This is a genomic window from Billgrantia pellis, from assembly GCF_008297955.1.
In the GTDB taxonomy this organism is placed as follows: Bacteria; Pseudomonadota; Gammaproteobacteria; order Pseudomonadales; family Halomonadaceae; genus Halomonas; species Halomonas pellis.
The window spans coordinates 738,055-761,283 of record NZ_VTPY01000001.1 but is presented as its reverse complement, the minus strand read 5'-3'; the positions used below and the strand labels follow the sequence as shown (position 1 = coordinate 761,283).

Sequence of the window (23,229 nt, the reverse complement as noted above, 5' to 3'; positions counted from 1 at the left end):
ATCAATAAGCCTTTACCCCAGCGCCAGCTGACGCTCCTTCAACTCATGCAGCCGGTCGCGCAGTCGCGCCGCTTCCTCGAACTCCAGGTTCTGGGCCGCCTCGAACATGGCGTCCTCAACCCGCGAGACCTCCTTGACCAGGTCCATCGGCGACAATTCGGAGAGATCGTAGATCGCTGCCCCTTCGGCCACCTTTCGCTCGCCGCGCCGACCCTTGCCCTTGCGCCCGGGGGCTTGGGCCGCTTCCATGATGTCGGCCACCGAGCGGATGACGGTAGTCGGTGTGATGCCGTGCTGCTCGTTGTGGGCGACCTGCTTGGCCCGGCGCCGCTCGGTCTCGTCGATGGCGCGGCGCATGGAGTCGGTGACCCGGTCGGCGTAGAGGATCGCCTTGCCGTGGGCGTTGCGTGCCGCCCGGCCGATGGTCTGGATCAGCGAGCGCTCGTTGCGCAGGAAGCCCTCCTTGTCGGCATCGAGAATCGCCACCAGCGAGACCTCGGGGATGTCGAGACCCTCGCGCAGCAGGTTGATGCCCACCAGTACGTCGAATTTGCCCAGCCGCAGGTCGCGGATGATCTCCACCCGCTCCACGGTATCGATGTCGGAATGCAGGTAGCGCACCCGCACGTCGTGCTCGTCGAGGTATTCGGTCAGGTCCTCTGCCATGCGCTTGGTCAGGGTAGTAACGAGCACCCGCTCGCCCACCTCGGCACGGGCGCGAATCTCGGAGAGCAGGTCGTCGACCTGGGTGGTCGCCGGCCGTACTTCGATTTCCGGGTCGACCAGCCCGGTCGGGCGCACCACCTGCTCCACCACTTGGCCGGCGTGCTCGGCCTCGTAGGGCCCCGGGGTGGCCGAGACGAAGATGGTCTGCGGGCAGATACGCTCCCACTCTTCGAAGGTCATGGGTCGGTTATCGAGCGCCGAGGGCAGGCGGAAGCCGTATTCGACCAGCGTCTCCTTGCGCGAGCGGTCGCCCTTGTACATACCGCCGACCTGGGGAACGCTGACGTGGGATTCGTCGATGAACAGCAACGCATCGGCCGGCAAATAGTCGAAGAAGGTCGGCGGCGGCTCCCCGGGTGCGCGGCCCGAGAGGTAGCGCGAATAGTTTTCGATCCCGTTGCAGTAGCCCAGCTCGTTCATCATCTCGAGATCGTAGAGCGTACGCTGCTCGAGGCGCTGCGCCTCCACCAGCCGGTCGTTCTTGCGCAGCCACTCCAGGCGCTCGACCAGCTCGGCCTTGATCCTCTCGGCGGCGGAGAGGATCGTCTCGCGCGGGGTCACGTAGTGGCTCTTGGGATAGATGGTCATGCGCGGAACGTGACCGCGTACCTCGCCGGTGAGCGGATCGAACAGGCGGATCGAGTCGATCTCGTCGTCGAACAGCTCGACCCGTACCGCCTCCTCGTCGGAGTCGGCCGGGTAGATGTCGATCACATCGCCGCGTACGCGGTAGGTACCGCGCTTGAAGTCCATGTCGTTGCGCGTGTATTGCAACTCCGCCAGGCGACGTAGAAAGCTACGCTGATCGATCAGCTCGCCGCGAGTGAAGTGCAGGCGCATCTTCAGGTACTGGTCGGGGTCGCCGAGACCGTAGATCGCCGAGACCGAGACCACGATCAGGGCATCGCGACGCTCGAGCAGCGCCTTGGTCGCCGAGAGCCGCATCTGTTCGATGTGGTCGTTGATCGAGGCGTCCTTCTCGATGAAGGTATCCGACGAAGGCACATAGGCCTCCGGCTGATAGTAGTCGTAATAGGAGACGAAGTACTCGATCGCGTTATCGGGAAAGAACGACTTGAACTCGCCGTAGAGCTGGGCGGCGAGCGTCTTGTTGGGGGCCATGACGATGGTCGGGCGCTGCAGCCGCTCGACCACGTTGGCCATGGTGAAGGTCTTGCCGGAGCCGGTCACACCAAGCAGCGTCTGGTGGGCGAGCCCGGCCTCCAGCCCCTTGATCAGGCCTTCGATGGCACTCGGCTGGTCGCCGGCGGGCTTGAAGTTGGCATTGAGGCGAAACGGCTTGCTCATGGCGACTCCGAACAGGGACCAGCGCGCATTCAGCTCTTTCCCGAGCGCCCGGGTAACGTACCGATGCCGATGTAACAGTATAAGACCGCTTCGTGGTCTACGTGTCGGCAGCGGTGGCCCGGGTGATGACCTCTACGGTGGCGCTGGTCATAAGACGATGGATGGGGCATTTGTGGCTGATCTCTTCCAGCCTGGCGCGCTGCTCACTGTCAACGATGCCATGAAAGGTCATGATCACTTCGAGTCGATAAGTGCCCTTGCGTTCCTCGCTGTCGTCGCGATTGACCTTGACGCTGATGCCCTCCAGCGGCCACTGCTTGCGATGGGCGTACATCTGCGCGGTAATCGCCTTGCAAGCCCCCAACGACAGGTCGAAATAGTCATGCGGATCCGGAGCACTGCCCTCGCCGCCGAAGGCTTTGGGCACGTCGACGTGAAGGTCCTCGAATCCTTCGATCTCCACGCGCTGACGAAAGACGCTGTTTCGCTCGCTGACGATCTCGATGGCCCGTTTCATGGCGAGGGGTTCCGGTGGCTCATTTGACTTCGATCGGCAGGTCGAGGGCCTTGACGGCCCGGACCAGCGCTTCGCGGCTCACTCTTCCCTCGACATCGGCACCATGGCGACCGACCTCGGCGCTCTCGACGCCATCCACCATCATCAGCGCCGTGGTGATGCGATTGATCTGGTCGGCGTTCTCCACACCGTTAAAGCTCAGCGACTGCTGTGCCATGCAAGACTCCTGGTGACGGGCTGAAGGCATCTCGAGTCTACCACGGCGCCCGCAAGGCGGCAGCCGCTTGCATTCCCTCCCTGCTGCCCGCATACCATGGAACATACTTCCCCAACATGACGACCTGGAGCCACAGGCATGAACGATTGGATCACCGCCCTGGAGGGGCGGCATGCGAGCGATACGCGGGTCGAATTCGACACGCCCGAGCCGGCCCGCCAGGCCATGGAAAGAACCGTCATCGTCCCTCTGGTCCACATGGCAGTGCTGGACGTGAGCGGTACCGGCGCCGACAAGCTGCTGCAGGGTCAGACCAGCGCCCAGGTCGAGCTTGCCGATGGCGACTTCGCCCCGTTGACCAGCTTCTGCACACCCAAGGGACGCATGCTGGCCAATGCCCAGCTGCTGCGCGTCAGTGAGGATCGTTACCGCCTGATCCTGCATCGCGAGCTGATCGGGTCGCTGCGCGACCATCTCAGGAAGTTCGCCCCCTTCTACAAGACCGAACTCACCATCCGCGACGACCTGGCGTTGCTGGGGCTGATCGGAAAAGAGGCCGAGGCACTGGGAGAGGTGGGCTTCGACCTCGTACCACCACGCGTCTGGCATCAGGCCGGCGATGGCGAACGCCAGATTCTCGCTCACCCCGGCTCGCAGCCGCGACTCATGGTCTGCCTGCCGCAGGCCCAGGCCAGCGAAGCCTTCCGGCAACTGAGCGCCCAGGCCGTGCCGGTCGGCAACAGTGTATGGCGCTTGCATGACATCCAGGCCGGGCTCGCCTGGCTGACCGGTGCCCACTACGATGCCCTGCTGCCGCAGATGATCAATTGGGAGGCACTCGGTGGCGTCAGCTTCAAGAAAGGTTGTTACACCGGCCAGGAAGTGGTGGCGCGGGCGCATTTCCGCGGCCAGGTGAAGAAACGCCTGGTGCGGGCGCAATTGGAGGGGGAGCACCTTCCCGAGCTGGGCGCCAGCGTAAACGATGCGGGAGGCAAGAGTCACGGCGAGGTGGTGGCAGCGGAGATCGACGCCTACGGCCAGGCCGAGATCCTGGCGGTGCTGAGCACTCGCGACGACCTCGGCCCGCTCCATGTCGATGGCCAGGCCGTCAAGCGGCTGAAGCTGCCCTACCCGATCGAGCGACTCGATCCCGAAAGCTTGGCCAAGGCCGTCTAGTCCCCTTCGAGGTCGAACAGCCGAGACGCGGTCGCCGTACTCTGGGCGGCGATCGCCCCGGGCGTTTCCCCTCTCAGCTTCGCCACCATCTCGCATACCTGGGCAAGGCGCGCCGGCTCGTTGCGCTGTCCCTGATGGCCGCACAGCGGCATGTCGGGGCTGTCGGTTTCCAATACGAAGCCATCCACGGGCAGGCTTTTCACCGCCCGCCAAAGACGCTGGGCACGCTCGTAGGTGACCGCGCCGCCCAGGCCCACCACGAAGCCCAGGTCGAGGAATTTCCACGCCTGATCCGGCGAACCGGCAAAGGCATGGATCAGGCCGCCCGCCGGCAGGTCGAGCTGACGAAGGCGCTTGGAGACCTTGTCGTTGGCGTGGACGCAATGGATCACCACCGGCATCTGGCGTGTCTTGGCCAGACGCAGTTGGGCATTGAATAGCTCCCACTGGTCGTCGAGGGTATCCTCGAAGCGGGCGTCGATGCCGCACTCCCCCAGCGCCCGCACGTTGGGATGAGCATCGAGCGCCTGGGCCAGTGCCTCGACGTCGCCGACGGCATGCTCGTGCATGAAATAGGGGTGCAGCCCCAGACTGATACTGACGTCGTCGCGTTCGCCCAGCGCCAGCACGGCTGGCCAGCGCTCGCGGGTCGTGCCGGGCACCATGAAGTGCTCGACGCCCGATGCCCGGGCGCGCTCGAACATCGCATCGCGATCGTCGTCGAAGGCCTCGAAATCAAGATGACAGTGTGCATCGATCAACATCCGTGTCGTGCCCTCTTGCGTGGTTTGTGGCGTGCCCGCGTCACTCCGCTTCGGGCTGCGCGGCTGGCAACTGCGAGGTACAGGCCGGGCAGCGCGTGGCCGGCAGGGGAATCTTGCTCAGGCAGTACGGGCAATCCTTGACCGTGGGAGCCGCCGCCGTCTCGGGCGGATAGGCGAGATTCTTGAGCCGGTTGATGTTCCGAATCAGCAGGAAGGTGGCGAAGGCGACAATCAGAAACGACAGCACCGCATTGAGAAACAGGCCGTAGTTGAGGGTCACCGCGCCGGCCGCCTGAGCTTGTTCCAGGGTGTGGTAAATCTCGTCGCCGGGAGCGTCACGCAGCACCAGGAACTGGTTGGTGAAGTTCATCCCTCCCGTGAGCAGGCTGATCAGCGGCGTGAAGACGTCTCGAACCAGGCTGTTGACGATGGCGGTGAAGGCGGCGCCGATGATGATGCCCACCGCCATGTCGACGACGTTGCCCTTCACCGCGAATTCGCGAAACTCCTTCAACATCTTCGACGCCATGCTCCCGTTCTCCTTTCAGCAGGCTGGCATCGCCATGCCCGACGATCGCAACCTCAATGTTCGCGAGTCGCGGCGAAGCGAATCTCCGGCCAGCGTTCCTGGGTCATCTGCAGGTTGACCCTCGTGGGAGCAATGTAGGTCAGGTAACCTCCGCCATCCAGCGCCAGGTTGGCACTCCCCTTGCGCTTGAACTCCTCCAGCTTTCGCGCATCGTCGCAATAGACCCAGCGCGCGGTCTGCACGTTGACCGGCTCGTAGACGCAGTCGACCTTGTACTCCTCCTTGAGCCGGTGGGCGACCACGTCGAACTGCAGGGTACCCACGGCGCCGAGAATCAGATCGTTATTGTCCAGCGGCTGGAACAGTTGCGTGGCCCCCTCCTCCGAGAGCTGTTGGAGCCCTTTCTGCAGTGCCTTGAGCTTGAGCGGATCCTTGAGCTGAACGCGCTTGAAAAGCTCCGGGGCGAAGTGGGGTATCCCGGTGAAGCGCATGTCCTCACCCATGGTGAAGGTGTCGCCGATCTGGATCGTGCCGTGGTTGTGCAGGCCGATGATGTCGCCGGGCCAGGCTTCCTCGACGTGAGCGCGGTCGGAGGCCATGAAGGTCAGCGCATCGGCGATCTTGACATCCTTGCCGATGCGCACGTGTCGCATCTTCATGTTCTTCTCGTACTTGCCCGAGCAGACCCGCAGGAAGGCGATGCGGTCGCGGTGCTTGGGGTCCATATTGGCCTGGATCTTGAACACGAAGCCGGTGAAGCGAGGATCCTCGGCCTCGACGCTGCGTGCATCGGTCTCCCGCGGCTGCGGAGGCGGCGCGTATTCGACAAAACCGTCAAGCATCTCGCGCACGCCGAAGTTGCCCATGGCGGTACCGAAGTAGACCGGGGTCAGCTCGCCGCGCAGGTAGGCCGCGTGATCGAACGCATGGGAGGCGCCACGCACCAGCTCCACCTCCATGCGCAGCTCCTCGGCCTGTTCCGCCCCGAGCACCGTGTCGACCTCGGGGTTGTCGAGCCCCTCGATGCGTCGATCGTCGGGAATGCGACTGCCCTGACCTTGGGTATAGAGGTGAATGACATCGTTATACAAGTGATAGACGCCCTTGAAATGGCGCCCCATGCCGATCGGCCAGGTCATTGGCGCGCACTGGATGTTCAGTACCGTCTCCACCTCGTCCATCACCTCGATGGGGTCGCGAATGTCGCGATCCATCTTGTTGATGAACGTGAGGATCGGCGTGGTGCGAAGACGACAGACTTCCATCAGCTTGATGGTACGCGCCTCGACGCCCTTGGCGCCGTCGATCACCATCAGCGCCGAATCCACCGCCGTCAGCGTGCGGTAGGTATCCTCGGAGAAATCCTCGTGCCCGGGCGTATCGAGCAGGTTGACGATGCGCCCGCCATAGGGGAACTGCATGACCGAGGTCGTCACCGAAATGCCCCGCTCCTGCTCCATCTTCATCCAGTCGGAGGTGGCGTGACGGTCGTTGCGCTTGCTCTTCACCGAGCCGGCGAGCTGGATGGCGTTTCCGAACAGCAACATCTTTTCGGTGATGGTGGTCTTGCCCGCATCGGGGTGCGAGATAATGGCAAAGGTTCTGCGCAGCCCGACTTCCCGGGCCAGATCGGCATCAGACATCAGTCTCGAATTCGTCGTGTGGCACCCATGAGGTGCGTGAGTGTGGAATGGCATGCATTCTAAGGCTTTGCCTCGCACAGTTGTAGGGCGGCGGCGAGAAAGGGCACGAGACGGTATCATGGCGAGACGCATACCCCAGGAGACGCCATGCCTACCGCTCCCCCTTTGCCGCTCTCGACGCCCAGCCGCAACCTGGTCCGCCTGACCATCGTCCGCGGGATTACCTGGACGGGTTTCCTGGCAGCGGTCATCGTCGGCGTCGAACTCCTGCACTTCGAGCTAGAGATCGCCGCGGTCATCGGCGTCATCATCTGCATGGGTCTGGTCAACCTGTTCACCTGGTGGCGGCTCGGGCGTCAGTGGGCGGTCAGCCACATCGAATACGTGATCCACCTTCTCGTCGACGTGTTCGGCCTGACGCTCCTGTTCTATCTCACGGGTGGCGCCACCAACCCGTTCATCAATTACTACCTGGTGCCGGTCACCATCGCCGCCGCCACCCTGCCCTGGCGCTATGCCTGGATGGTCGCCACCTCGGCCATGGCGTCCTACACCCTGTTGATGTGGGATTACCACCCGGTCCCGCAGTTGACCCACGACCAAGGCAACGAGGTACTCAATCTTCACGTGCTGGGCATGTGGATCAATTTCGGCCTGTCGGCCGGACTGGTGACTTTCTTCATCTTCAAGATGGCGCACGCTCTGCGCAGCCGGGAGCAGGCCCTGTCTCAGACCCGCGAATCGGCGCTGCGCAACGAACAGATCGTCGCCGTGGCCACCCAGGCCGCCGGTACCGCCCACGAACTGGGTACGCCCCTGTCGACCATGGCGGTGTTGCTGAGCGAAATGCGCGAAGACGCTCACGGCAACCCCACGCTGGAACAGGACGTCGACCTGCTGCGCCAGCAGGTCGATGTGTGCAAGTCGCGCCTGCGCCATCTGGTCGAGAGCGCCGATCGCCGTCGCATGGCCGAGCCGGAAGTGCGAGACGCCCGCGATTGGCTCAACGGCGTGGTGCAACGCTGGCTGGTGCTGCGCCCCGACGTGAGTCATCGCCTGGAGGTGTCCGGGCAGCGCGGCACGCCCTGGCTCAAGGTCGATACCACCCTCGATCAGGCCATCACCAACCTGCTCAATAATGCCGCCGATGCCAACCCCGACGACATTCGCATTCGCTTGGACTGGAACGAGACCGAAGTGATCGTCGACATCCGCGACCACGGCCCCGGTATCGCGCTGGATATCGCCGACCGCCTCGGCGATACCTTTGTCTCGACCAAGAGCAAGGGCCTCGGCATCGGGCTGTTTCTCACCCATGCCACCATCAATCGCTTCGGCGGTGGCGTGAGCCTGTATAATCATCCGGACGGGGGGACGCTGACCGAAGTGATCCTGCCACACAGCAAGCCCTGAGCGACGCGACGAGGTTGCCATGCAAGACGCCGATACCCGCCTGTTGATCATCGACGACGACGAAATGTTCTGCCACGTGCTTTCTCGCGCCATGGTCAGGCGCGGCTACGAGGTGATAGTGGCGCATGATGCGGCGCAGGCCCTGTCACTGGCCCGTCGTCACCGGCCGGAGCTGGCCACGCTCGATCTCAAGCTGGAGCACAGCTCGGGATTGAAACTCTTGCCGGAATTGCTCGAGGTGGTGCCGAACTGCCGTATCGTGGTGCTGACCGGCTACTCGAGCATTGCCACCGCCGTCGAAGCGATCAAGCTGGGCGCGGTGAATTACCTCTGCAAGCCCGCCGACGCCGAGGAGATCCTGGTGGCGCTGGGCCGGGAGGAAGGCAACCCGGAAGCCGAGGTGGCCGACAACCCTCCGTCGATCAACCGCATCGCCTGGGAGCACATCCAGAAAGTGCTGCAGGAGCACGACGGCAACATCTCCGCCACCGCACGTGCCCTGGGCATGCACCGGCGCACCTTGCAGCGCAAGCTGCAGAAGAGACCGGTGCGGCGGTAATCGTTCCAGTAGGTTTCCGGTATCGCGAGCCTGATGCGAAAACGCAGCGAGCGAAGGCCAGGGCTAGGCCCGTTCCCGACGGGCCAACGCACTTCCCACTTCCCTGTAGGTCGCAAGGTAAAAATTGGCGACAAATCGGCAGGAAAGCCGGTTTGGGCAGCTCCGCTGCTCGAAGAGCGAGCGACAGGGATGTCGCGAGTCCAAAAGCGGAGTTTGCGAGTCGTAAATGAGCATTTTAAGCCAATTTTTAACGCCGTATGGCCGAGCGCAGCCAGTTTTCGCACAGGCTCACTGAGCTGTCCAGCCCAAGTCTATATTCCAGCTCGAGCCAGTGACCGCTCCGGCCGCCTCCGACACCAGGTAGGCAACCAGACCCGACACCTCCTCGGGCTCGATCAGGCGCTTCACCGCGGCGTTCTTGAGCATGACCTGCTCGACCACTTCCTGCTCGTTCATGCCGTGCAACCGTGCCTGGTCGGCAATTTGATTCTCTACCAGCGGCGTCTTCACGTAGGCCGGACAGATGGCATTGGCGGTGATGCCCTGCGGTCCGCCCTCCAGCGCTGCCGTCTTGGTCAGGCCGATCATGCCATGTTTGGCGCTGATGTAGGCCGACTTGCCCGGCGAGGCGACCTGGGCGTGGACCGAGGCGATATTGACGATACGCCCCCAGCCATTCTCGCGCATTGACGGCCACGCGGCCTGGGTGAGCAGGAATGGCGCCGTGAGCATCAGATCGATGATCTGGCGCCACTTGGCCTCGGGGAAGTCTTCGATGGGGCAGACGTGCTGGATGCCGGCATTGTTGACCAGGATGTCGACCCGGCCAAAGCGCTTGATGGCGTCCGCCACGGTCGCCTTGCACGCCTCCCCGTCGGTAAGGTCGGCCTGGAAGAAGGCGGCACCGACAGCCTCGGCCTTGTCCTTGGCTTGTTCGTTGAAATCCACGGCCAATACCTGGTGACCGAGCTCACGGAATTGGCGTACCACGGCTTCGCCGATCCCACTGGCGGTTCCGGTCACCAGCGCAACGCGCGGCACGGAGGTCGTTGCATGGGTCATGGGAAATTCCTTCTCTGACGGTTACGTCGCTATTGGTTTCATGTGCTCGCCCAGCATACGCCCGGTCCCTGCGGCGAGACCAGTTTCAATCCGCTTCGACCGGTGTCATGACCTTGTCCATGAGACGCTGCGCCAATCGACTCCCCTCCTCCCGCGTCGCAAGATCGGACAAGTCGTCGAGCAGCTCGCAGCGCCATAGCCACAGGTCGGGTTCCAGCACCTCGGCGATGAACGGATAGCGGCCCGACGGCAGGGCGAAGGCGCGCCGTTCGCCGGCGGGAGGCGCCGGGACACCGGATTCGGCCGGCAACACAACCAGCGATAGCGACACCGGGCTGATCAGCGCTCCGACCAGCAGGGCACGGCCCGCCGGTTCCTCGGCGGGAATATGGGTCTGAAAGCACAGTGCATCCACACCGAGACGCGGATTGGCGCGCGAGGACGCCTCGAGACCGGGTGTCTGCCGGCGCTCCCAGGCCTGCGCCATTTCCTGAAGGCGTTGGTACTGTTCCGGCCGCAGAGCCTGCATATCGGCTCCCTCCTCGTTTCGCAGGTCAATGTGTCCCACCGCAGGTTCGGCAGGATCCTGTGCGGCTGCTATTCTGGCAGGTCCATGTGCAACGAGGAACGCCCATGCTCCCTCAACAGCGTCTCGAACTCGCCGTGGCGATCGCCAGGGAAGCCGGTGAACGGATCGTCGAGGCCAGGCAGAGCCGGACCTTCAACCAACAGCTCAAGAAAGGCCACGAGCTGGTAACAGACGTGGACGTGGCGGTTGATACCCTGATCAGCGATCGCCTAGAAGCCAGTCTTCCCGGCGAGCCTCGCTTGAGCGAAGAGCTGGCGCCGGACCGGGAGGTCACCCACACGGCAGAAGCCCTATGGGTCATCGACCCCATCGATGGCACCGTCAATTTCGCCCATGGCTTGCATCATGTCGCCGTTTCCATTGCCTGGGTCAGCGAAGGCAAGACCCGACTCGGAGTGGTTCACGCTCCCTTCCTAGGCGAGACTTACACCGCGCTCTACGGCCAAGGCGCCTGGTGCAACGACAAGCCGATCCACGCCAGTCGGACCACCCGCCTGGAACGCTGCCTGGTCGGCACCGGCTTCCCCTATCGGCGTGACAGCCGGCCTCCGCTGATGCGGCGTCTCATGGCGGTGCTGGAACACTGTCAGGACGTACGTCGCAACGGCTCCGCGGCCCTGGACCTGTGCGACGTGGCGTGCGGACGCCTGGACGCCTACTACGAAAGCGTCTCCCCTTGGGACTTCGCCGCCGGCTTGCTGATCGCGCGCGAAGCGGGCGCTCGTGCAGGCCATCTCTATCCCTGCCCCAGCGGCATCCCGGAGGACCTGTACGGCGAGAACCTGTTGGTCAGCGCCCCCGAGATTCATGCCGAACTGGGCGAGCTGCTGCGAGCGGCCGACGCCAATGAACTTCGGCTGTCCTGACCGGATAGCTTCCACCCATTGCCCGGCTAGCGGCAGGCTATTGGCCCCGCCGTCTCACATCCGTCACAATAGCGAGCAGAGATTCGAGGAGGTTCCTTACATGCACGTCACCATCTTTGGTCGTCCCGGCTGTTCCTTTTGTGTCCGCGCCCAGGCTCTCGCCGAACGGCTGGAGAGCGTCAATGCGATAGAGGGGCATCGCTACGTGGACATCTGGGCCGAAGGCATCAGCAAGGCCGACCTGGAGAAGACCATCGGCAAGCCGGTTGCAACCGTTCCGCAGATTTTCATCGACCAGACCCATGTGGGCGGCTTCACCGAATTCGATCAGTACGTGCGCGAGCACGCTCTTCTCGCCTAGACGACTTTCCTGCACACTTCCCACAGCCACTGCGGCTTGCCGAAGCCGGGTGGCTGTTCCGTTCATGCTGCGTTGAACGTCCTGCCCCCGTTGAAAGCCCATCGTCGCCAATCCTTATACTGAGGTCTAACGTAAAAGGCGCATCAGGACAAAAGGACCGGCACGATGCAACGGGAAGAATTCCTTCAGCAGCTCTGGCTCGACTACATCCATCATCACCCGGATGTGGGTGCCCTGCGTCTTTGGCCGATGAACGCCCCTGCCGAATACCTGACCCTGCTGACGCTCAACCTGGCGCCTTTCGCCGCCAACGATCTGCTGCCCACCTTCGGGCATCTTGGCTACCGCCCCATGCATCGTTACGCCATGGCCGACCGGGGTCTGCTGGTATCGCTGCTCGCTCCCCCCGACGACGGCCCTTGGCTGGTGGTGGCGGAGCTTCAATTGCGCACGTTATCGAAGCAACCCCGGGAGCGGCTCGCCGATCTCGTCGGCAATACGCACCCGCGAGATACGCGCGGCAAGAACCTGCTGTGCCGAGGACGGCCCTGGGCGATGCCCGACTGGGAGAGCTATCGCCTGCTGGATGACGCCCATCCCTTGGCTGGCTGGCTCGCCGTGATGGGGCCGAGCGTCCATCATGCCGGCTTCGACTGCGAGCGCCTCGGCAAAGAACTCGGCGCTCTCGATGCCGAGCTGTCGACAGCCGGCCTCGCCGGCAGCGAGGATCGCCATCACGGCATTTTTCCCGTGTCTCCGCTACTGCAGTACCGCTTCTACCCGACCTGTTCACGTCGTCTGGCCTTCGCCGAAGGGGATGAGCATCGCATCGGCCTGGGCGGCCTGGCACTGGTGCAGAAGCGCTTGAGTGGGGACCATGAGCGCACCGTGGAACTGCTCCTGCCCCACCATACCCGCTGCGAGATCACCTGAGGCAAACCGTTATCCACAATTTCTGTGGATAACACTGTGCAAGGCACTGGGGTAAGCGGCCTGTCACCGAGAAATCACGGGATCGACACAAGGTGGTTATGAATTCGCCAACCGGAAACGCCAGGGCCCGGGTGTCGAAGCCCGGGCCCTGGCGATACGTGCGAGAGGTACGAGACGTGCGTCAGTCGAAGGTCATCTCGGGAACGTGATCGGGCACGATCAACTTGCCAGCGGTCTTCTCGACGATTTCCTCGACGCTGACCCCAGGGGCACGCTCCTTGAGGATGAAGGCACCGTTCTCGATCTCCAGGTAAGCGAGGTCGGTGAGCACCCGATTGATACAGCCCGCGCCGGTCAGCGGCAACGTGCACTTCTCGAGCAGCTTGGATTCGCCGTGCTTGGAAGCGTGGGTCATGGTGCAAATGATATTCTCTGCACCGGCCACCAGGTCCATGGCGCCGCCCATGCCCTTGATCAGTTTGCCGGGCACCATCCAGGAGGCGATGTTGCCTTCCTGGTCGACCTCGAAGGCGCCGAGCACGGTCAGGTCCACATGGCCGCCACGGATCATGGCGAAGGATTCGGCCGAATCGAAGATGGCCGCACCGGGTCGGGCCGTCACGGTCTGCTTACCGGCGTTGATCATGTCCGGGTCGACCTCTTCCTCGGTGGGAAAGCGCCCCATGCCGAGCAGGCCGTTCTCGGACTGGAGCATGACGTCGATACCCTCGGGGACGTAGTTGGCCACCAGTGTGGGGATCCCGATGCCCAGGTTGACGTAGAAGCCGTCCTTGAGTTCCTGCGCCACACGCTGTGCCATCTGTTCGCGAGTCAGTGCCATCTTGTTTGCCTCTTGTGTTCGGTGGAGAAGCGGTCGGCCGAGCGCCGCCGGCCGCCTGAATGCGTCACTCGTGTCGTTCAGCCCTCGCGCACGGTGCGCTTCTCGATACGCTTCTCGAAGGAGCCCTGAATGATGCGGTCGACGTAGATGCCCGGCGTATGGATCTGATCGGGACGCAATTCGCCCGGCTCGACGATCTCTTCGACCTCCACCACGGTGACCTTGCCGCAGGTGGCGGCCAGCGGATTGAAGTTCTGGGCGGTATCCCGATAGATGACATTACCGTAGCGGTCGGCCTTCCAACCCTTGACGATGGCGAAGTCGGCGTGGAACGCCTCCTCGAGGATGTAGTGAAGGCCGTTGAATTCGCGCACCTCCTTGCCTTCGCCGATCGGGGTGCCATACCCGGTAGCCGTATAGAACGCCGGGATGCCCGCCCCTCCGGCGCGCATCTTCTCGGCCAGCGTACCCTGCGGGGTGAGGATCACTTCGATTTCCTCGTTGAGCATCTGTTGCTCGAACAGGGCGTTCTCGCCGACATAGGAGGCGTAGAAGCGCTTGATCTGCTTGTCTTCCAACAACAGCCCCAGGCCGAAGCCATCGACACCACAGTTATTCGAAATAACGGTCAGGTCTTTCACACCACGGCGCTTGATTTCGGCGATGAGATTCTCGGGGATGCCGCATAGGCCAAACCCCCCGGCAGCGACGGTCATGCCGCTCTCGATGCCATCCATTGCCTCTTCATAGGAGTACACGCGCTTGTCGAATCCGGCCATCGCGAAGCCTCATCTTGTTGTGAAATGAATTGAACGCAGAAAAAACCGTACCCGATCAGTGTTGACCCCGCCAATATATTTGTTAAGTTTGTTTTTTTTATCAATTAATCCGAAACATAAATAAACAAGTGGCGATGAGCATGACCGTCAAACAGCTTCGCGCTTTCCTCGCGGTCGCCCAGACCTTGAGCTTTACCCAGGCATGCGAACGGCTGCATCTTTCTCAGCCCGCGCTGAGCCTGGCCATCAAGGGGCTGGAGGAGACACTCGGCGGCGCGCTACTGATTCGCAGCACGCGCAGCGTACGGTTGACGCCCGAAGGCGAGACCCTGCTGCCACTGGCCAAGCGCCTGCTCGCCGACTGGGACAACGCCGAGGAGCTGTTGCGCCAGCGCTTCACTCTCCAGCTCGGCCGCGTGGCGCTGGCGGCCATGCCGTCGATCGCCTGCAACCGCCTACCCCACGCCCTGCGCGTTTTCCGCGAACGCTTTCCCCGGGTCAACGTCACGGTACACGACGTGATCAACGAGCAGGTCATCGACATGGTGCGTCATCGACAGGTGGAACTGGGCATCGCCTTCGAGCCCGAAACTTGCGAGGGGATCGATTTCCTGCCTCTGTTCGACGATACCTTCGTCGCCGTGCTCCCTCCCGATTCGCCGCTGGCCAAGGCCGCGGCGGTCGACTGGAACGCTCTGCTCGATCACGATTTCATCACTCTGCAGCGCCCTTCCATGGTGCGCATCCTGATGGAACAGGCCCTCACGCGCCGCGGCACCGAACTACCGGTCGCCTTCGAGAGCCATCAGCTCGCCACGGTGGGGCGCATGGTCGCGAGCGGCCTCGGTGTCAGCGCCGTTCCCGCGCTGTGCCACGAGCAGATGCGCGAACTCGGTGCCCGCTGCGTCCCCCTGCACGAGCCCAGCATTCGCCGTACCGTCGGCGTGGTGCTGAGTGCCGGCCAGGAACTCTCGACCGCCGCCCGCGCCCTGCACGAGGTGCTGCAAACGACCCTGTGCGAGGCGGCACCGTGAGCGGCCAGCGCTGGGCAGCTCCGGCCCGATCCATTAGCATGTGCGGCTGGCATGAAGGTACCCGTGACAAAACGGTTAAGGAGTCAGGCATGTCGACCCTGAGGGGGCTCGTCAGCGTACTGCTATTGGTAGTGAATACCCTGTTCTGGTCGATACCCCTGATCTTGCTGACAGTGCTCAAGCTGATCACCCCGGGCCGTCCGCTGCGCCTGTGGGTATTACGTGGCCTCAACGGTGTAGCGCTCAACTGGATCGGCTGCAATCTCTGGTGGATGCGCCACTGGTTGCGGCCCGACATCCGCATCTCGCTGCCCCCCGGGCTGACGCGCGAACAGTGGTGGCTGGTGATCTCCAACCATCGCAGCTGGACCGACATCTTCCTGCTGCTGATGGCGCTGCACCGACGCATCCCCATGCCGCGCTTCTTCCTCAAGCGCCAGCTCATCTGGGTACCGATCGTGGGCCTGGCCTGGTGGGCGCTCGAATTTCCCTTCATGCGACGCTACTCCCGTGAGCAGCTGGAACACGATCCGCAGCTGGCACGGATCGATCGTCATGCCACCGAGCGAATGTGCGCGCGCGCCCGGGATATGCCCATCGCCATCTTCAACTTCGTTGAAGGAACACGTTTTACCCCGGCCAAGCGCGATGTCCAGAATAGCCCTTTCCGCCATCTGCTCCGCCCCAAGGCCGGCGGCATCGCGCAAGTCCTGAACCTGCTCGGCGATCGGCTCAGCGGCATACTCGACGTGACGCTGCGCTACACGAACCCCACCCCGACGTTCTGGGGCTTCTTGTGCGGGCGCGAAGGCTCGGTCTCTCTCGAAGCCCGCCGGCTCGACGTCCCCGATTGGATGCGCGAAGGCAGTTACCACGACGACCCGCACTACAAGGAACGCTTCCACTCATGGCTCAATGCCCTGTGGCAGGAAAAAGACCGGGCGCTCGACTCGCGCTGATCCTGGTCGTGCTGTTGCTGATCACCGGTTGCGCGTCGCGCGGTGGCAGCGGAGACATTCGACGCAGCGGTGACCCCGGCATTGCCGGCAACTGGGTCGTGGTTCAGCGCGGCGATACCTTGGGCCAAATCGCCGCTCGCGCCGATGTGCCGCTGGCGCGCCTGCAGCGTTTCAACCCCGGCGTGGACGCGAATCGCCTCCGGGTCGGGCAGCGCCTGTTGGTCCCCACGCAGCAGGAGCGTGCCCCTTCGGGCGGGCCCTACCGCTACCAGATACGCCCGGGGGATACGTATTCCGCCATCGCCCGACGCTTCGGCACCACACCGGCGCGCATCCAATCCGCCAATCCCGGCGTCGCACCGACGCGGCTACGGGTCGGCCAGATCGTGCAGGTCCCCCTGCGCAGCGCCTCGGCCCGGGTTGCCGCCGCGCCGCCCGCCAGCTCAACCCGCGCGAGCGGTGGCGGAAGCAGCGCACCGGCACGCTCGCCTGCCGCATCCGCCGGCACCGGTTCGCTGCCCGGGTCGGCGCGCAACTGGCCGTGGCCGCTGGAAGACTATCGTATCGTGCGCGCCTATGGCACTGATAACCGTGGCACCCTGCAACCGATGCTGCTGGCCACCAGCCGCGGCGCACGGGCCAGGGCGGTCGCCGATGGCGACGTGCGTTTCGCCGGCAGCATGCGCCAGCTCGGCCGCGTGGTGATCGTGCATCATGCCGACAACCTGCAGAGCGTCTACGCCCTGTGCGACCGCCTGCTTGTGGATGATGGCGCCCGCGTCAGTCGTGGCGCCCCGTTGTGCGAAGTCGGCTTCAGCAACGCCACGGAACGCTTCGATCTTCTGTTCGACATGCGTCAGGGCGGCAAGCCGATCGACCCACGACGCGTGCTACGCTGACCGCATGCACACGACGTGTTGGGAACGTCTTCTCGATTCGCCCGCACTGCGACTGGCCCCGGGCTTCCTCGACCGGCTCCAGGCCGACGAGGTCCTGGCCCGGCTCGATGGCGAACTGGAGTGGCAGCGCCCCAGGCTGCGCCTCTACGGGCGCGAGCACACCCTCCCTCGCCGACAGGTCTGGATGGGCGATGCCGAGGCCCGCTATCGCTACTCGGGACAAGACTTCACGCCCGAGCCCTGGCATCCCGCGGCTGCCTGGGTTCGCGATCGAGTTCAGGCCTGCCTGGCACAGATCGACGTTCCGGCACGCTTCAATAGCGTACTGCTCAACCGCTACGCGGACGGCGAGGAGCGCATGGGCTGGCACAGCGACGATGAGCCCGAACTCGGCGAGGCGCCAATCATCGCCGCGGTCAGCCTGGGTGCCGAACGCCCCCTGCGCATGCGCTGGAAACACGGCGTCGGTAAGCCCTTCAACGTCTGGCTGCCTCACGGCAGCCTGTTGCTGATGGGAGCGGGCTGCCAGGCGGCACTACAGCATGCCCTGCTGCCCCGCCGCCTTCCCGGCCTGCGCATCAGCCTTACCTTTCGCCACGTCGTACCGCGCTGAACCTCGCTTCAGCGCGCCTGGCGGTACAACCCCCATAGCACGGCTATCAGCAGTGCATAGATCAGGCCGCCGGCGGGATAAGCCAGGAAGCTGTAGGTCAAGCCAAAGTCGATGAAGGTCACCGGTACCAGGGTACCTGCCACCGCCAGTGCGCGACGCTCGCCGGAGCCGACGCCGACGCCGCGAGCAAACAACCACAATGGCGTAGCGTAGAGCGCCAGCAACGCGACGAGCCCGGGCAAACCGCGCTTGACCCAGGCATCGAGCACATCGTTATGGGCATGCCAGAAGCGTCCCAATTTCGGATCCTGCTCCCCTTCGGCACCGCGCTCGCGCATCGCCGACTGATAGCCGCGCTCTCCCCATCCGCTCAGGGGACGCTCGACGATCAGTTCCGACGACCCTTTCCACATGTCCAGCCGCGCACTGACCGACGTCATCTCGTCGTCGCCGGCCATGTAGAGGCGGAGGCTGTTGACGGCATTGTCGACGCGCTGGGCCACGTGGGTCTGCGGCGTCGCGTAGAGACCACCCAGCAAGGCCAGCAGCGTAATGACCAGGACCACCCGCCAGCCCCGTGACACACGCCGACCATGGCCGCGATACAATACCCAGACAGCCAGCGGCAGACCGATCCAGCCGCCACGCGAGCCGGATAGCGCGGACGCCATCAACCCCGCCAGGCCACCGGCCAGCAGCAGCAACGACCAGGGCCAACGCTCCCGACGCGCGAACGACCAGCTCAACCCGGCCAGGCAGAGCAGACCGGTTAGCAGGCCCAGGTTGCCAAAGAGAATCGCATGCAAAGGCTCGTGGCCATGGGCTCTGGCCAGGCCTTCATAAACACGCTGCCACAGCGCCCAACTACCGGCGCCGAGACCACCCAGCGCCAGCCCGGCCCATAGCCAGGCGGGCGTCATCCTGACCTTGGCAAAGGCTGCCAGCGTGGCCACGGCCAGCCATAGCGGCCAGGCGTTGTAAAGACCGACCAGCCCCTCGCCATGCGCCATAGGGAGGGCCAGCCATACCATTCCCTGGCACATCAGGACCATCATCAAGATCCGGTCTTCGCGGCGAGGAAACCCATCGAGCTGCCCCTCCTCACCGAGACACGCCGCCGCCAGCATCAGCACGGGGACGGCCACCAACGTGTTCCACGGCAATACCAGCATGGCGGCACCCAATACGAGCGTGGCCGTCGACGCCAGCCATGCCTGGCATTGCATTCTCAGGTCGCGGGGCATGCCCCCGGCAATGGGTCGGTAGGAGTTGTCTTCCATCATGGCGGTCGCTTGTCCGTCGATACGCTGCCGTCACCGGGCGCCGCGACGTGCTGCCTTCCTGGCAAGCCACGGCGTCCTGTCACTCATCACCTCTCGGCGCAATGGGGTCGATGCCTGCCCCGCCGGCTCGGCAGGCGAGTCCGAGTGTCACAAACGGAGGTTCGTGTCGCTTGGCCCCGGCTCATTCGACAGTCACCGACTTCGCCAGGTTGCGTGGCTGGTCCACATCCGTGCTCCGCGCGACCGCCACATGATAGGCCAGCAGTTGCAGCGGCAGGGTATAAACCAGCGGTGCCAGGAAGCGACAGCAGGCCGGCACGTTCACCACCGTCATGCCATCCGCCGCCTCCAGACCGCTCTCGGGGTCGGCGAAGACCAGCAGCCGCCCACCACGCGCCCGTACCTCCTGCAGGTTGGATTTCAACTTGTCGAGCAACCCATCCATGGGGGCCAATGCCACGACTGGCATGCTGGCGTCGATCAGGGCCAGAGGACCGTGCTTCAGTTCGCCGGCGGCATAAGCCTCGGCATGTATGTAGGAGATCTCCTTGAGTTTGAGCGCCCCCTCCTGGGCGATGGGCATCTGTGCGCCACGCCCCAGGAACAGGGTATGGCGATAGCCGCTGAAGCGCTGTGCGAGCCTGGCGATGTCAGCATCGAGCTTGAGCGCATCGCCCAGCAGTGTCGGCAGGTACCGAAGGCGATGCACCAGCCTCGCCGTCAACTCGCCGTCGCCGCCATGAAGTTGGCGCAGCGCCAGGGCCAACAGCATCAGAGCGGTCAATTGGGTGGTGAAGGCCTTGGTCGACGCCACGCCGATCTCGGGGCCGGCATGGGTCATCAGGCTGAGATCCGACTCGCGCACGAGGGAACTGCCCGGCACGTTGCAGATCGACAATGCCCCTACGTAAGTTTGCCCCTGACGCGCACGGGCATGGCGCAGTGCCGCGAGCGTATCGGCCGTCTCGCCCGACTGGGAGAGGGTCAGCAACAGCGTGCCCGGAGGCGCCACCACATCGCGGTACCGATATTCCGAGGCGACCTCGACTTGGCACGGGATGCCCGCCAGCTCTTCGATCCAGTAGCGCGCCACCAGCCCGGCATGGTAGCTCGTGCCACAGGCGACGAGATGAATCTGACGGGTGTCGCCCAGCAATTGCCCGGCCCGCGGACCGAAGGCCTCGATCAGTACCTGGTCACTGCCCAGGCGCCCTTCCAGGGCGTTGGCGACGGCAACCGGTTGCTCGTAGATTTCCTTGAGCATGTAATGCGCGAACTCATCCTTGCCGACCGACGGGTCGTCGTGCTCGTAGCGCATCGGTTCCCGCACCGCAGGACTCCGTTTGCCGCCGCGCTCGTCCCACTCATGTACCACACAGCCGGTGCGGGTCGCTTCTACCAGATCGCCGTCCTCCAGGTACAGGAAACGATCAGTGACCGACAATAGCGCCAGAGGATCGGAACCGAGGTAGTAACCCTCCTCGCCGATGCCGACCACCAGCGGACTGCCATGCCGTGCCCCGATCACGCGACCCGGTCTATCGGCATCGATCACACCCAAGGCATAGGCCCCTTCGAGTCGCGCCACCGCGGCATCGACCGCACCGAGCAGGTCGCCATGACGGTGCAGTTCACGCTCGATCAGATGGGCCACGACCTCGGTGTCGGTATCGGAGGTGAAGGTGTAGCCCTCGGCGATGAGCTCGCGCTTGAGCGCATGATGATTCTCGATGATGCCGTTGTGCACGACGGCGATGCGCCCCGACACATGGGGATGCGCGTTGTCCTGACTGGGCTGGCCATGGGTGGCCCAGCGGGTGTGGGCCACGCCCGTCAGGCCCTTCAGCGGCGCGGTTGACAGCCGCCGCTCGAGGGCCGCCACCTTGCCGACCTCGCGGGCGCGCCTCAAGCGGCCAGGCGCTTCCACCAGGGCAACGCCGGCCGAATCATAGCCTCGATACTCGAGACGCTTGAGGCCATCCAACAGAATGGGCAGGACATCGTCCGAACCCACGGCAGCTACGATGCCACACATGTTCGACTCTCCATGAACGGTCCTCCGGCCCGCAGTCGGACCGTGAGGCGATGATTCGCAAGGGTGGGTGCGATGCGTTGTCGTTGCGACGAGAACGCTGCCGGCCATCCCGGACCGACAGGCGATGCAGGGCGGCCCGGCTAACGATAGCGCTCGAGAATCGGCCGCAACGGCGTCACCGCGGCATTCGTGACAGGCGCCTCGGCCTCCCGGCGCCGCTTTTCGAGCCACACCAGGTCGACGATGTCGCCCTGGGGGCGATAAGCGGTGGGAGCTTCCAGCAACAAGCGGCGAATGCCGTTGTGATGAAAGAGGCGACAGGCCTCGAACAAACGATCCAGGTAGGCCTCCAAACGAGGCCATTCCCAGAACACTTCCTGGGCCGTCATGATGCGCGGGTGCGACGTCGCGGACACGTTATCCCCCACCAGCAGCTCCTCGTAGAGCTTCTCGCCAGGTCGCAGCCCGGTGTAAGCAATGGCTACGTCACCCTCCGGGTTGCGTTCGTCGCGCACCTTGAGTCCCGATAGCCGCACCATTTGGCGCGCCAGGTCGGCGATGCGCACCGGTTCCCCCATGTCGAGCACGAAGACGTCGCCTCCCTGTGCCATGGCGCCGGCCTGGATCACCAACTGTGCCGCTTCGGGAATGGTCATGAAGAAACGAGTGATGTCGGGGTGCGTCACGGTAATCGGGCCACCCGCCTGGATCTGCTCACGGAACAGCGGTACCACCGAACCGCTCGAACCCAGGACGTTACCGAAGCGCACCATGCAGAAGCGAGTGGCGTTCTGGTGGCCGGCAAGGGCTTGGCAGATCAGCTCGGCCAGTCGCTTGGTGGTGCCCATCACGTTGGTCGGCCGCACTGCCTTGTCGGTAGACACCAGCACGAAGGTTTCGACGCCGGCATCGATGGCCGCGCGGGCCGTCGATAGCGTGCCGAAGACATTGTTCTGCACGCCTTCGACGACGTTGTGCTCGACCATCGGTACATGCTTGTAGGCCGCTGCATGGTAGACGGTCTCGACCGCATAGGCCTTCATCACCGCGGTCAGGCGCTGGCGGTGCTGGACGGACCCGAGCAGGGCCTCGATACGCACCTCGTGCCCCTCCTCCTTCACGATGCGGTGCAGATCCTGCTCGATGCGATAAAGGCCGAATTCGGAGATCTCGAGCAGCAGAAGGCGGCTCGGTCCGTGGCGCAGAATCTGGCGGCACAGCTCCGAGCCGATGGAGCCACCGGCACCGGTGACCAGCACTACCTTGCCGCGAATGTTGGCTTCCATCAGGGCGGGATTGGGGGGTACCGGATCGCGCCCGAGCAGATCCTCGACCGCTACGTCACGCACCTCGCTGATCCTGGCGCGTCCGGTCACCATGTCGGCCACCCCGGGGATCGTCTGGACCGGGAAACCCTGAGGCTCGAGTTCGGCGAGGATCTCGCGACGGCGCTCGCGACTCACGCTGGGCATGGCCATCAGTACCCGCTCGGCACCGTAGGTATCGGAGAGATACCCGAGCTGGCGCGGCGGATAAACCTTGAGGCCCTCGATATAGGTGTTCTGCAGGCTCACGGCGTCGTCAACGAAGGCGATCGGCAGATACTCCTGGCCATGACTGAGCGATACGGCCAGTTGACGCCCTGCCGAACCGGCGCCGTAGATCACCACGCGCGGCTTGTGGCGGATCTGGCTGCGCAGGTAGATCGCACGCAGGCCGAAGCGCACCCCACCGATGGTCAATAATGCCAGCATGGCATAGATAAAGGGCACGCTGCGCGGGATGCCGAGCGCGAAGAGGTAGCTCGCCAGCGGCAGCGATAGCGCCGATACCACGACGCCGATCACCACGGCGCGTATCGCCTTGGGCCCCAGGTAGCGGATCACCGCACGATAGAAGCCAAGGCGGATGTAAATGGCCAGGCTCAGCGGGATCATGACGACCAACGCCAGCCAGGTGCGTACCTCCACCAGCGGCGCCCAGTCCTCCAGGCGCAACAGCATGGCCAACAGGAAGCTTGCCGCGATCAGCACGCAGTCGACCACCAACTGGATGGTACGCTTCTGCCGTCTGGGCAGTCGGAACAGGGATTGCAGCAGATTTCGCATGTCGTCTCTCCATGA

The 23,229-nt window shown here is 64.1% G+C and carries 23 protein-coding genes; 10 read left to right on the top strand and 13 right to left on the bottom strand.

The genetic code is table 11. The features are described 5' to 3' along the window. Positions 1-12: 12 nt before the first annotated feature. The 3 genes from uvrB to F0A17_RS03475 form a co-directional block, all read right to left on the bottom strand. A complete protein-coding gene (gene uvrB / locus F0A17_RS03485) occupies positions 13-2,034 on the bottom strand; it encodes an excinuclease ABC subunit UvrB (protein ID WP_149326924.1) in 2,022 nt (673 codons plus the stop codon). 97 nt (positions 2,035-2,131) lie between these two features. Beyond that, entirely contained in the window at positions 2,132-2,551 is a 420-nt protein-coding gene (locus F0A17_RS03480) for an OsmC family protein (RefSeq protein ID WP_149326923.1), read from the bottom strand. 19 nt (positions 2,552-2,570) lie between these two features. Next, positions 2,571-2,768 carry a hypothetical protein gene (locus F0A17_RS03475; protein ID WP_149326922.1) on the bottom strand — a complete coding sequence of 66 codons (198 nt, stop codon included), beginning with the start codon at positions 2,766-2,768 and terminating at the stop codon, positions 2,571-2,573. A gap of 138 nt (positions 2,769-2,906) precedes the next feature. Between F0A17_RS03475 and ygfZ the strand changes: the two genes are divergently transcribed. Continuing rightward, on the top strand, positions 2,907-3,944 hold the full coding sequence (gene ygfZ / locus F0A17_RS03470; RefSeq protein ID WP_149326921.1) for a CAF17-like 4Fe-4S cluster assembly/insertion protein YgfZ: 1,038 nt from the start codon (positions 2,907-2,909) through the stop codon (positions 3,942-3,944). Here the strand turns inward: ygfZ and F0A17_RS03465 are convergent. From F0A17_RS03465 to F0A17_RS03455, 3 genes are read right to left on the bottom strand one after another with little or no spacing between them, the layout of a single operon-like run. Beyond that, on the bottom strand, positions 3,941-4,708 hold the full coding sequence (locus F0A17_RS03465) for a TatD family hydrolase (RefSeq protein ID WP_149326920.1): 768 nt from the start codon (positions 4,706-4,708) through the stop codon (positions 3,941-3,943). The genes ygfZ and F0A17_RS03465 overlap by 4 nt on opposite strands. Positions 4,709-4,748: 40 nt before the next feature. Then, positions 4,749-5,237, bottom strand: coding sequence for a large conductance mechanosensitive channel protein MscL (gene mscL / locus F0A17_RS03460; protein ID WP_149326919.1), 489 nt, complete (start codon positions 5,235-5,237; stop codon positions 4,749-4,751). Between the two features lie 53 nt (positions 5,238-5,290). Beyond that, positions 5,291-6,880: a peptide chain release factor 3 gene (locus tag F0A17_RS03455; RefSeq protein WP_149326918.1), complete on the bottom strand. Its 1,590-nt coding sequence runs from the start codon at positions 6,878-6,880 to the stop codon at positions 5,291-5,293. Between the two features lie 147 nt (positions 6,881-7,027). On the opposite strand from F0A17_RS03455, the gene F0A17_RS03450 reads away from it, so the two are divergent. Continuing rightward, positions 7,028-8,293 carry an ATP-binding protein gene (locus tag F0A17_RS03450; RefSeq protein WP_149326917.1) on the top strand — a complete coding sequence of 422 codons (1,266 nt, stop codon included), beginning with the start codon at positions 7,028-7,030 and terminating at the stop codon, positions 8,291-8,293. A 19-nt stretch (positions 8,294-8,312) separates the two neighbouring features. Beyond that, positions 8,313-8,852, top strand: coding sequence for a response regulator transcription factor (locus F0A17_RS03445; RefSeq protein ID WP_149326916.1), 540 nt, complete (start codon positions 8,313-8,315; stop codon positions 8,850-8,852). Between the two features lie 288 nt (positions 8,853-9,140). Here F0A17_RS03445 and F0A17_RS03440 read toward each other — a convergent pair whose 3' ends face one another. After that, positions 9,141-9,914 carry a 3-hydroxybutyrate dehydrogenase gene (locus tag F0A17_RS03440; RefSeq protein WP_149326915.1) on the bottom strand — a complete coding sequence of 258 codons (774 nt, stop codon included), beginning with the start codon at positions 9,912-9,914 and terminating at the stop codon, positions 9,141-9,143. An 85-nt stretch (positions 9,915-9,999) separates the two neighbouring features. Continuing rightward, positions 10,000-10,443, bottom strand: a complete 444-nt coding sequence (gene hybE, locus F0A17_RS03435; RefSeq protein ID WP_149326914.1) for a [NiFe]-hydrogenase assembly chaperone HybE — start codon at positions 10,441-10,443, stop codon at positions 10,000-10,002. A gap of 104 nt (positions 10,444-10,547) precedes the next feature. Between hybE and F0A17_RS03430 the strand changes: the two genes are divergently transcribed. From F0A17_RS03430 to F0A17_RS03420, 3 genes are all read left to right on the top strand, one after another. Then, positions 10,548-11,369, top strand: a complete 822-nt coding sequence (locus tag F0A17_RS03430; protein ID WP_149326913.1) for an inositol monophosphatase family protein — start codon at positions 10,548-10,550, stop codon at positions 11,367-11,369. Between the two features lie 100 nt (positions 11,370-11,469). Next, the gene (locus F0A17_RS03425) at positions 11,470-11,730 is read left to right on the top strand and encodes a GrxA family glutaredoxin (protein WP_149326912.1); all 261 of its coding nucleotides are present in this window, start codon (positions 11,470-11,472) and stop codon (positions 11,728-11,730) included. Positions 11,731-11,895: 165 nt separating this feature from the next. Next, the gene (locus tag F0A17_RS03420; RefSeq protein WP_149326911.1) at positions 11,896-12,663 is read left to right on the top strand and encodes a VOC family protein; all 768 of its coding nucleotides are present in this window, start codon (positions 11,896-11,898) and stop codon (positions 12,661-12,663) included. 181 nt (positions 12,664-12,844) lie between these two features. Here the strand turns inward: F0A17_RS03420 and F0A17_RS03415 are convergent, their stop codons facing one another. Together F0A17_RS03415 and F0A17_RS03410 are read right to left on the bottom strand one after the other, a co-directional pair. Beyond that, the gene (locus tag F0A17_RS03415; RefSeq protein WP_149326910.1) at positions 12,845-13,504 is read right to left on the bottom strand and encodes a CoA transferase subunit B; all 660 of its coding nucleotides are present in this window, start codon (positions 13,502-13,504) and stop codon (positions 12,845-12,847) included. A gap of 77 nt (positions 13,505-13,581) precedes the next feature. After that, a complete protein-coding gene (locus tag F0A17_RS03410) occupies positions 13,582-14,283 on the bottom strand; it encodes a CoA transferase subunit A (RefSeq protein WP_149326909.1) in 702 nt (233 codons plus the stop codon). Positions 14,284-14,423: 140 nt separating this feature from the next. Here F0A17_RS03410 and F0A17_RS03405 point away from each other — a divergent pair, with 140 nt between their 5' ends. From F0A17_RS03405 to F0A17_RS03390, 4 genes are all read left to right on the top strand, one after another. Beyond that, positions 14,424-15,317, top strand: coding sequence for a LysR family transcriptional regulator (locus F0A17_RS03405; RefSeq protein WP_149326908.1), 894 nt, complete (start codon positions 14,424-14,426; stop codon positions 15,315-15,317). An 89-nt stretch (positions 15,318-15,406) separates the two neighbouring features. Then, entirely contained in the window at positions 15,407-16,276 is an 870-nt protein-coding gene (locus tag F0A17_RS03400) for an acyltransferase (protein WP_149326907.1), read from the top strand. Continuing rightward, on the top strand, positions 16,225-17,175 hold the full coding sequence (locus F0A17_RS03395) for a LysM peptidoglycan-binding domain-containing protein (protein ID WP_149326906.1): 951 nt from the start codon (positions 16,225-16,227) through the stop codon (positions 17,173-17,175). The genes F0A17_RS03400 and F0A17_RS03395 overlap by 52 nt, the downstream gene beginning before the upstream one ends. Positions 17,176-17,179: 4 nt before the next feature. After that, positions 17,180-17,788, top strand: coding sequence for an alpha-ketoglutarate-dependent dioxygenase AlkB family protein (locus F0A17_RS03390; RefSeq protein ID WP_149326905.1), 609 nt, complete (start codon positions 17,180-17,182; stop codon positions 17,786-17,788). Between the two features lie 8 nt (positions 17,789-17,796). Here F0A17_RS03390 and F0A17_RS03385 read toward each other — a convergent pair whose 3' ends face one another. The 3 genes from F0A17_RS03385 to F0A17_RS03375 form a co-directional block, all read right to left on the bottom strand. Beyond that, entirely contained in the window at positions 17,797-19,071 is a 1,275-nt protein-coding gene (locus tag F0A17_RS03385) for an O-antigen ligase family protein (protein ID WP_149326904.1), read from the bottom strand. Between the two features lie 181 nt (positions 19,072-19,252). Next, positions 19,253-21,106, bottom strand: coding sequence for a glutamine--fructose-6-phosphate transaminase (isomerizing) (gene glmS, locus F0A17_RS03380; RefSeq protein ID WP_149326903.1), 1,854 nt, complete (start codon positions 21,104-21,106; stop codon positions 19,253-19,255). Between the two features lie 140 nt (positions 21,107-21,246). After that, the gene (locus F0A17_RS03375) at positions 21,247-23,214 is read right to left on the bottom strand and encodes a polysaccharide biosynthesis protein (RefSeq protein WP_149326902.1); all 1,968 of its coding nucleotides are present in this window, start codon (positions 23,212-23,214) and stop codon (positions 21,247-21,249) included. Between the last annotated feature and the right edge of the window lie 15 nt (positions 23,215-23,229).

Coding starts and splice junctions, on each gene's coding strand:
- uvrB (WP_149326924.1), bottom strand. CDS start 2,034: ATGAGCAAGCCGTTTCGCCTCAATGCCAACTTCAAGCCCGCCGGCGAC.
- F0A17_RS03480 (WP_149326923.1), bottom strand. CDS start 2,551: ATGAAACGGGCCATCGAGATCGTCAGCGAGCGAAACAGCGTCTTTCGT.
- F0A17_RS03475 (WP_149326922.1), bottom strand. CDS start 2,768: ATGGCACAGCAGTCGCTGAGCTTTAACGGTGTGGAGAACGCCGACCAG.
- ygfZ (WP_149326921.1), top strand. CDS start 2,907: ATGAACGATTGGATCACCGCCCTGGAGGGGCGGCATGCGAGCGATACG.
- F0A17_RS03465 (WP_149326920.1), bottom strand. CDS start 4,708: ATGTTGATCGATGCACACTGTCATCTTGATTTCGAGGCCTTCGACGAC.
- mscL (WP_149326919.1), bottom strand. CDS start 5,237: ATGGCGTCGAAGATGTTGAAGGAGTTTCGCGAATTCGCGGTGAAGGGC.
- F0A17_RS03455 (WP_149326918.1), bottom strand. CDS start 6,880: ATGTCTGATGCCGATCTGGCCCGGGAAGTCGGGCTGCGCAGAACCTTT.
- F0A17_RS03450 (WP_149326917.1), top strand. CDS start 7,028: ATGCCTACCGCTCCCCCTTTGCCGCTCTCGACGCCCAGCCGCAACCTG.
- F0A17_RS03445 (WP_149326916.1), top strand. CDS start 8,313: ATGCAAGACGCCGATACCCGCCTGTTGATCATCGACGACGACGAAATG.
- F0A17_RS03440 (WP_149326915.1), bottom strand. CDS start 9,914: ATGACCCATGCAACGACCTCCGTGCCGCGCGTTGCGCTGGTGACCGGA.
- hybE (WP_149326914.1), bottom strand. CDS start 10,443: ATGCAGGCTCTGCGGCCGGAACAGTACCAACGCCTTCAGGAAATGGCG.
- F0A17_RS03430 (WP_149326913.1), top strand. CDS start 10,548: ATGCTCCCTCAACAGCGTCTCGAACTCGCCGTGGCGATCGCCAGGGAA.
- F0A17_RS03425 (WP_149326912.1), top strand. CDS start 11,470: ATGCACGTCACCATCTTTGGTCGTCCCGGCTGTTCCTTTTGTGTCCGC.
- F0A17_RS03420 (WP_149326911.1), top strand. CDS start 11,896: ATGCAACGGGAAGAATTCCTTCAGCAGCTCTGGCTCGACTACATCCAT.
- F0A17_RS03415 (WP_149326910.1), bottom strand. CDS start 13,504: ATGGCACTGACTCGCGAACAGATGGCACAGCGTGTGGCGCAGGAACTC.
- F0A17_RS03410 (WP_149326909.1), bottom strand. CDS start 14,283: ATGGCCGGATTCGACAAGCGCGTGTACTCCTATGAAGAGGCAATGGAT.
- F0A17_RS03405 (WP_149326908.1), top strand. CDS start 14,424: ATGACCGTCAAACAGCTTCGCGCTTTCCTCGCGGTCGCCCAGACCTTG.
- F0A17_RS03400 (WP_149326907.1), top strand. CDS start 15,407: ATGTCGACCCTGAGGGGGCTCGTCAGCGTACTGCTATTGGTAGTGAAT.
- F0A17_RS03395 (WP_149326906.1), top strand. CDS start 16,225: ATGGCTCAATGCCCTGTGGCAGGAAAAAGACCGGGCGCTCGACTCGCG.
- F0A17_RS03390 (WP_149326905.1), top strand. CDS start 17,180: ATGCACACGACGTGTTGGGAACGTCTTCTCGATTCGCCCGCACTGCGA.
- F0A17_RS03385 (WP_149326904.1), bottom strand. CDS start 19,071: ATGATGGAAGACAACTCCTACCGACCCATTGCCGGGGGCATGCCCCGC.
- glmS (WP_149326903.1), bottom strand. CDS start 21,106: ATGTGTGGCATCGTAGCTGCCGTGGGTTCGGACGATGTCCTGCCCATT.
- F0A17_RS03375 (WP_149326902.1), bottom strand. CDS start 23,214: ATGCGAAATCTGCTGCAATCCCTGTTCCGACTGCCCAGACGGCAGAAG.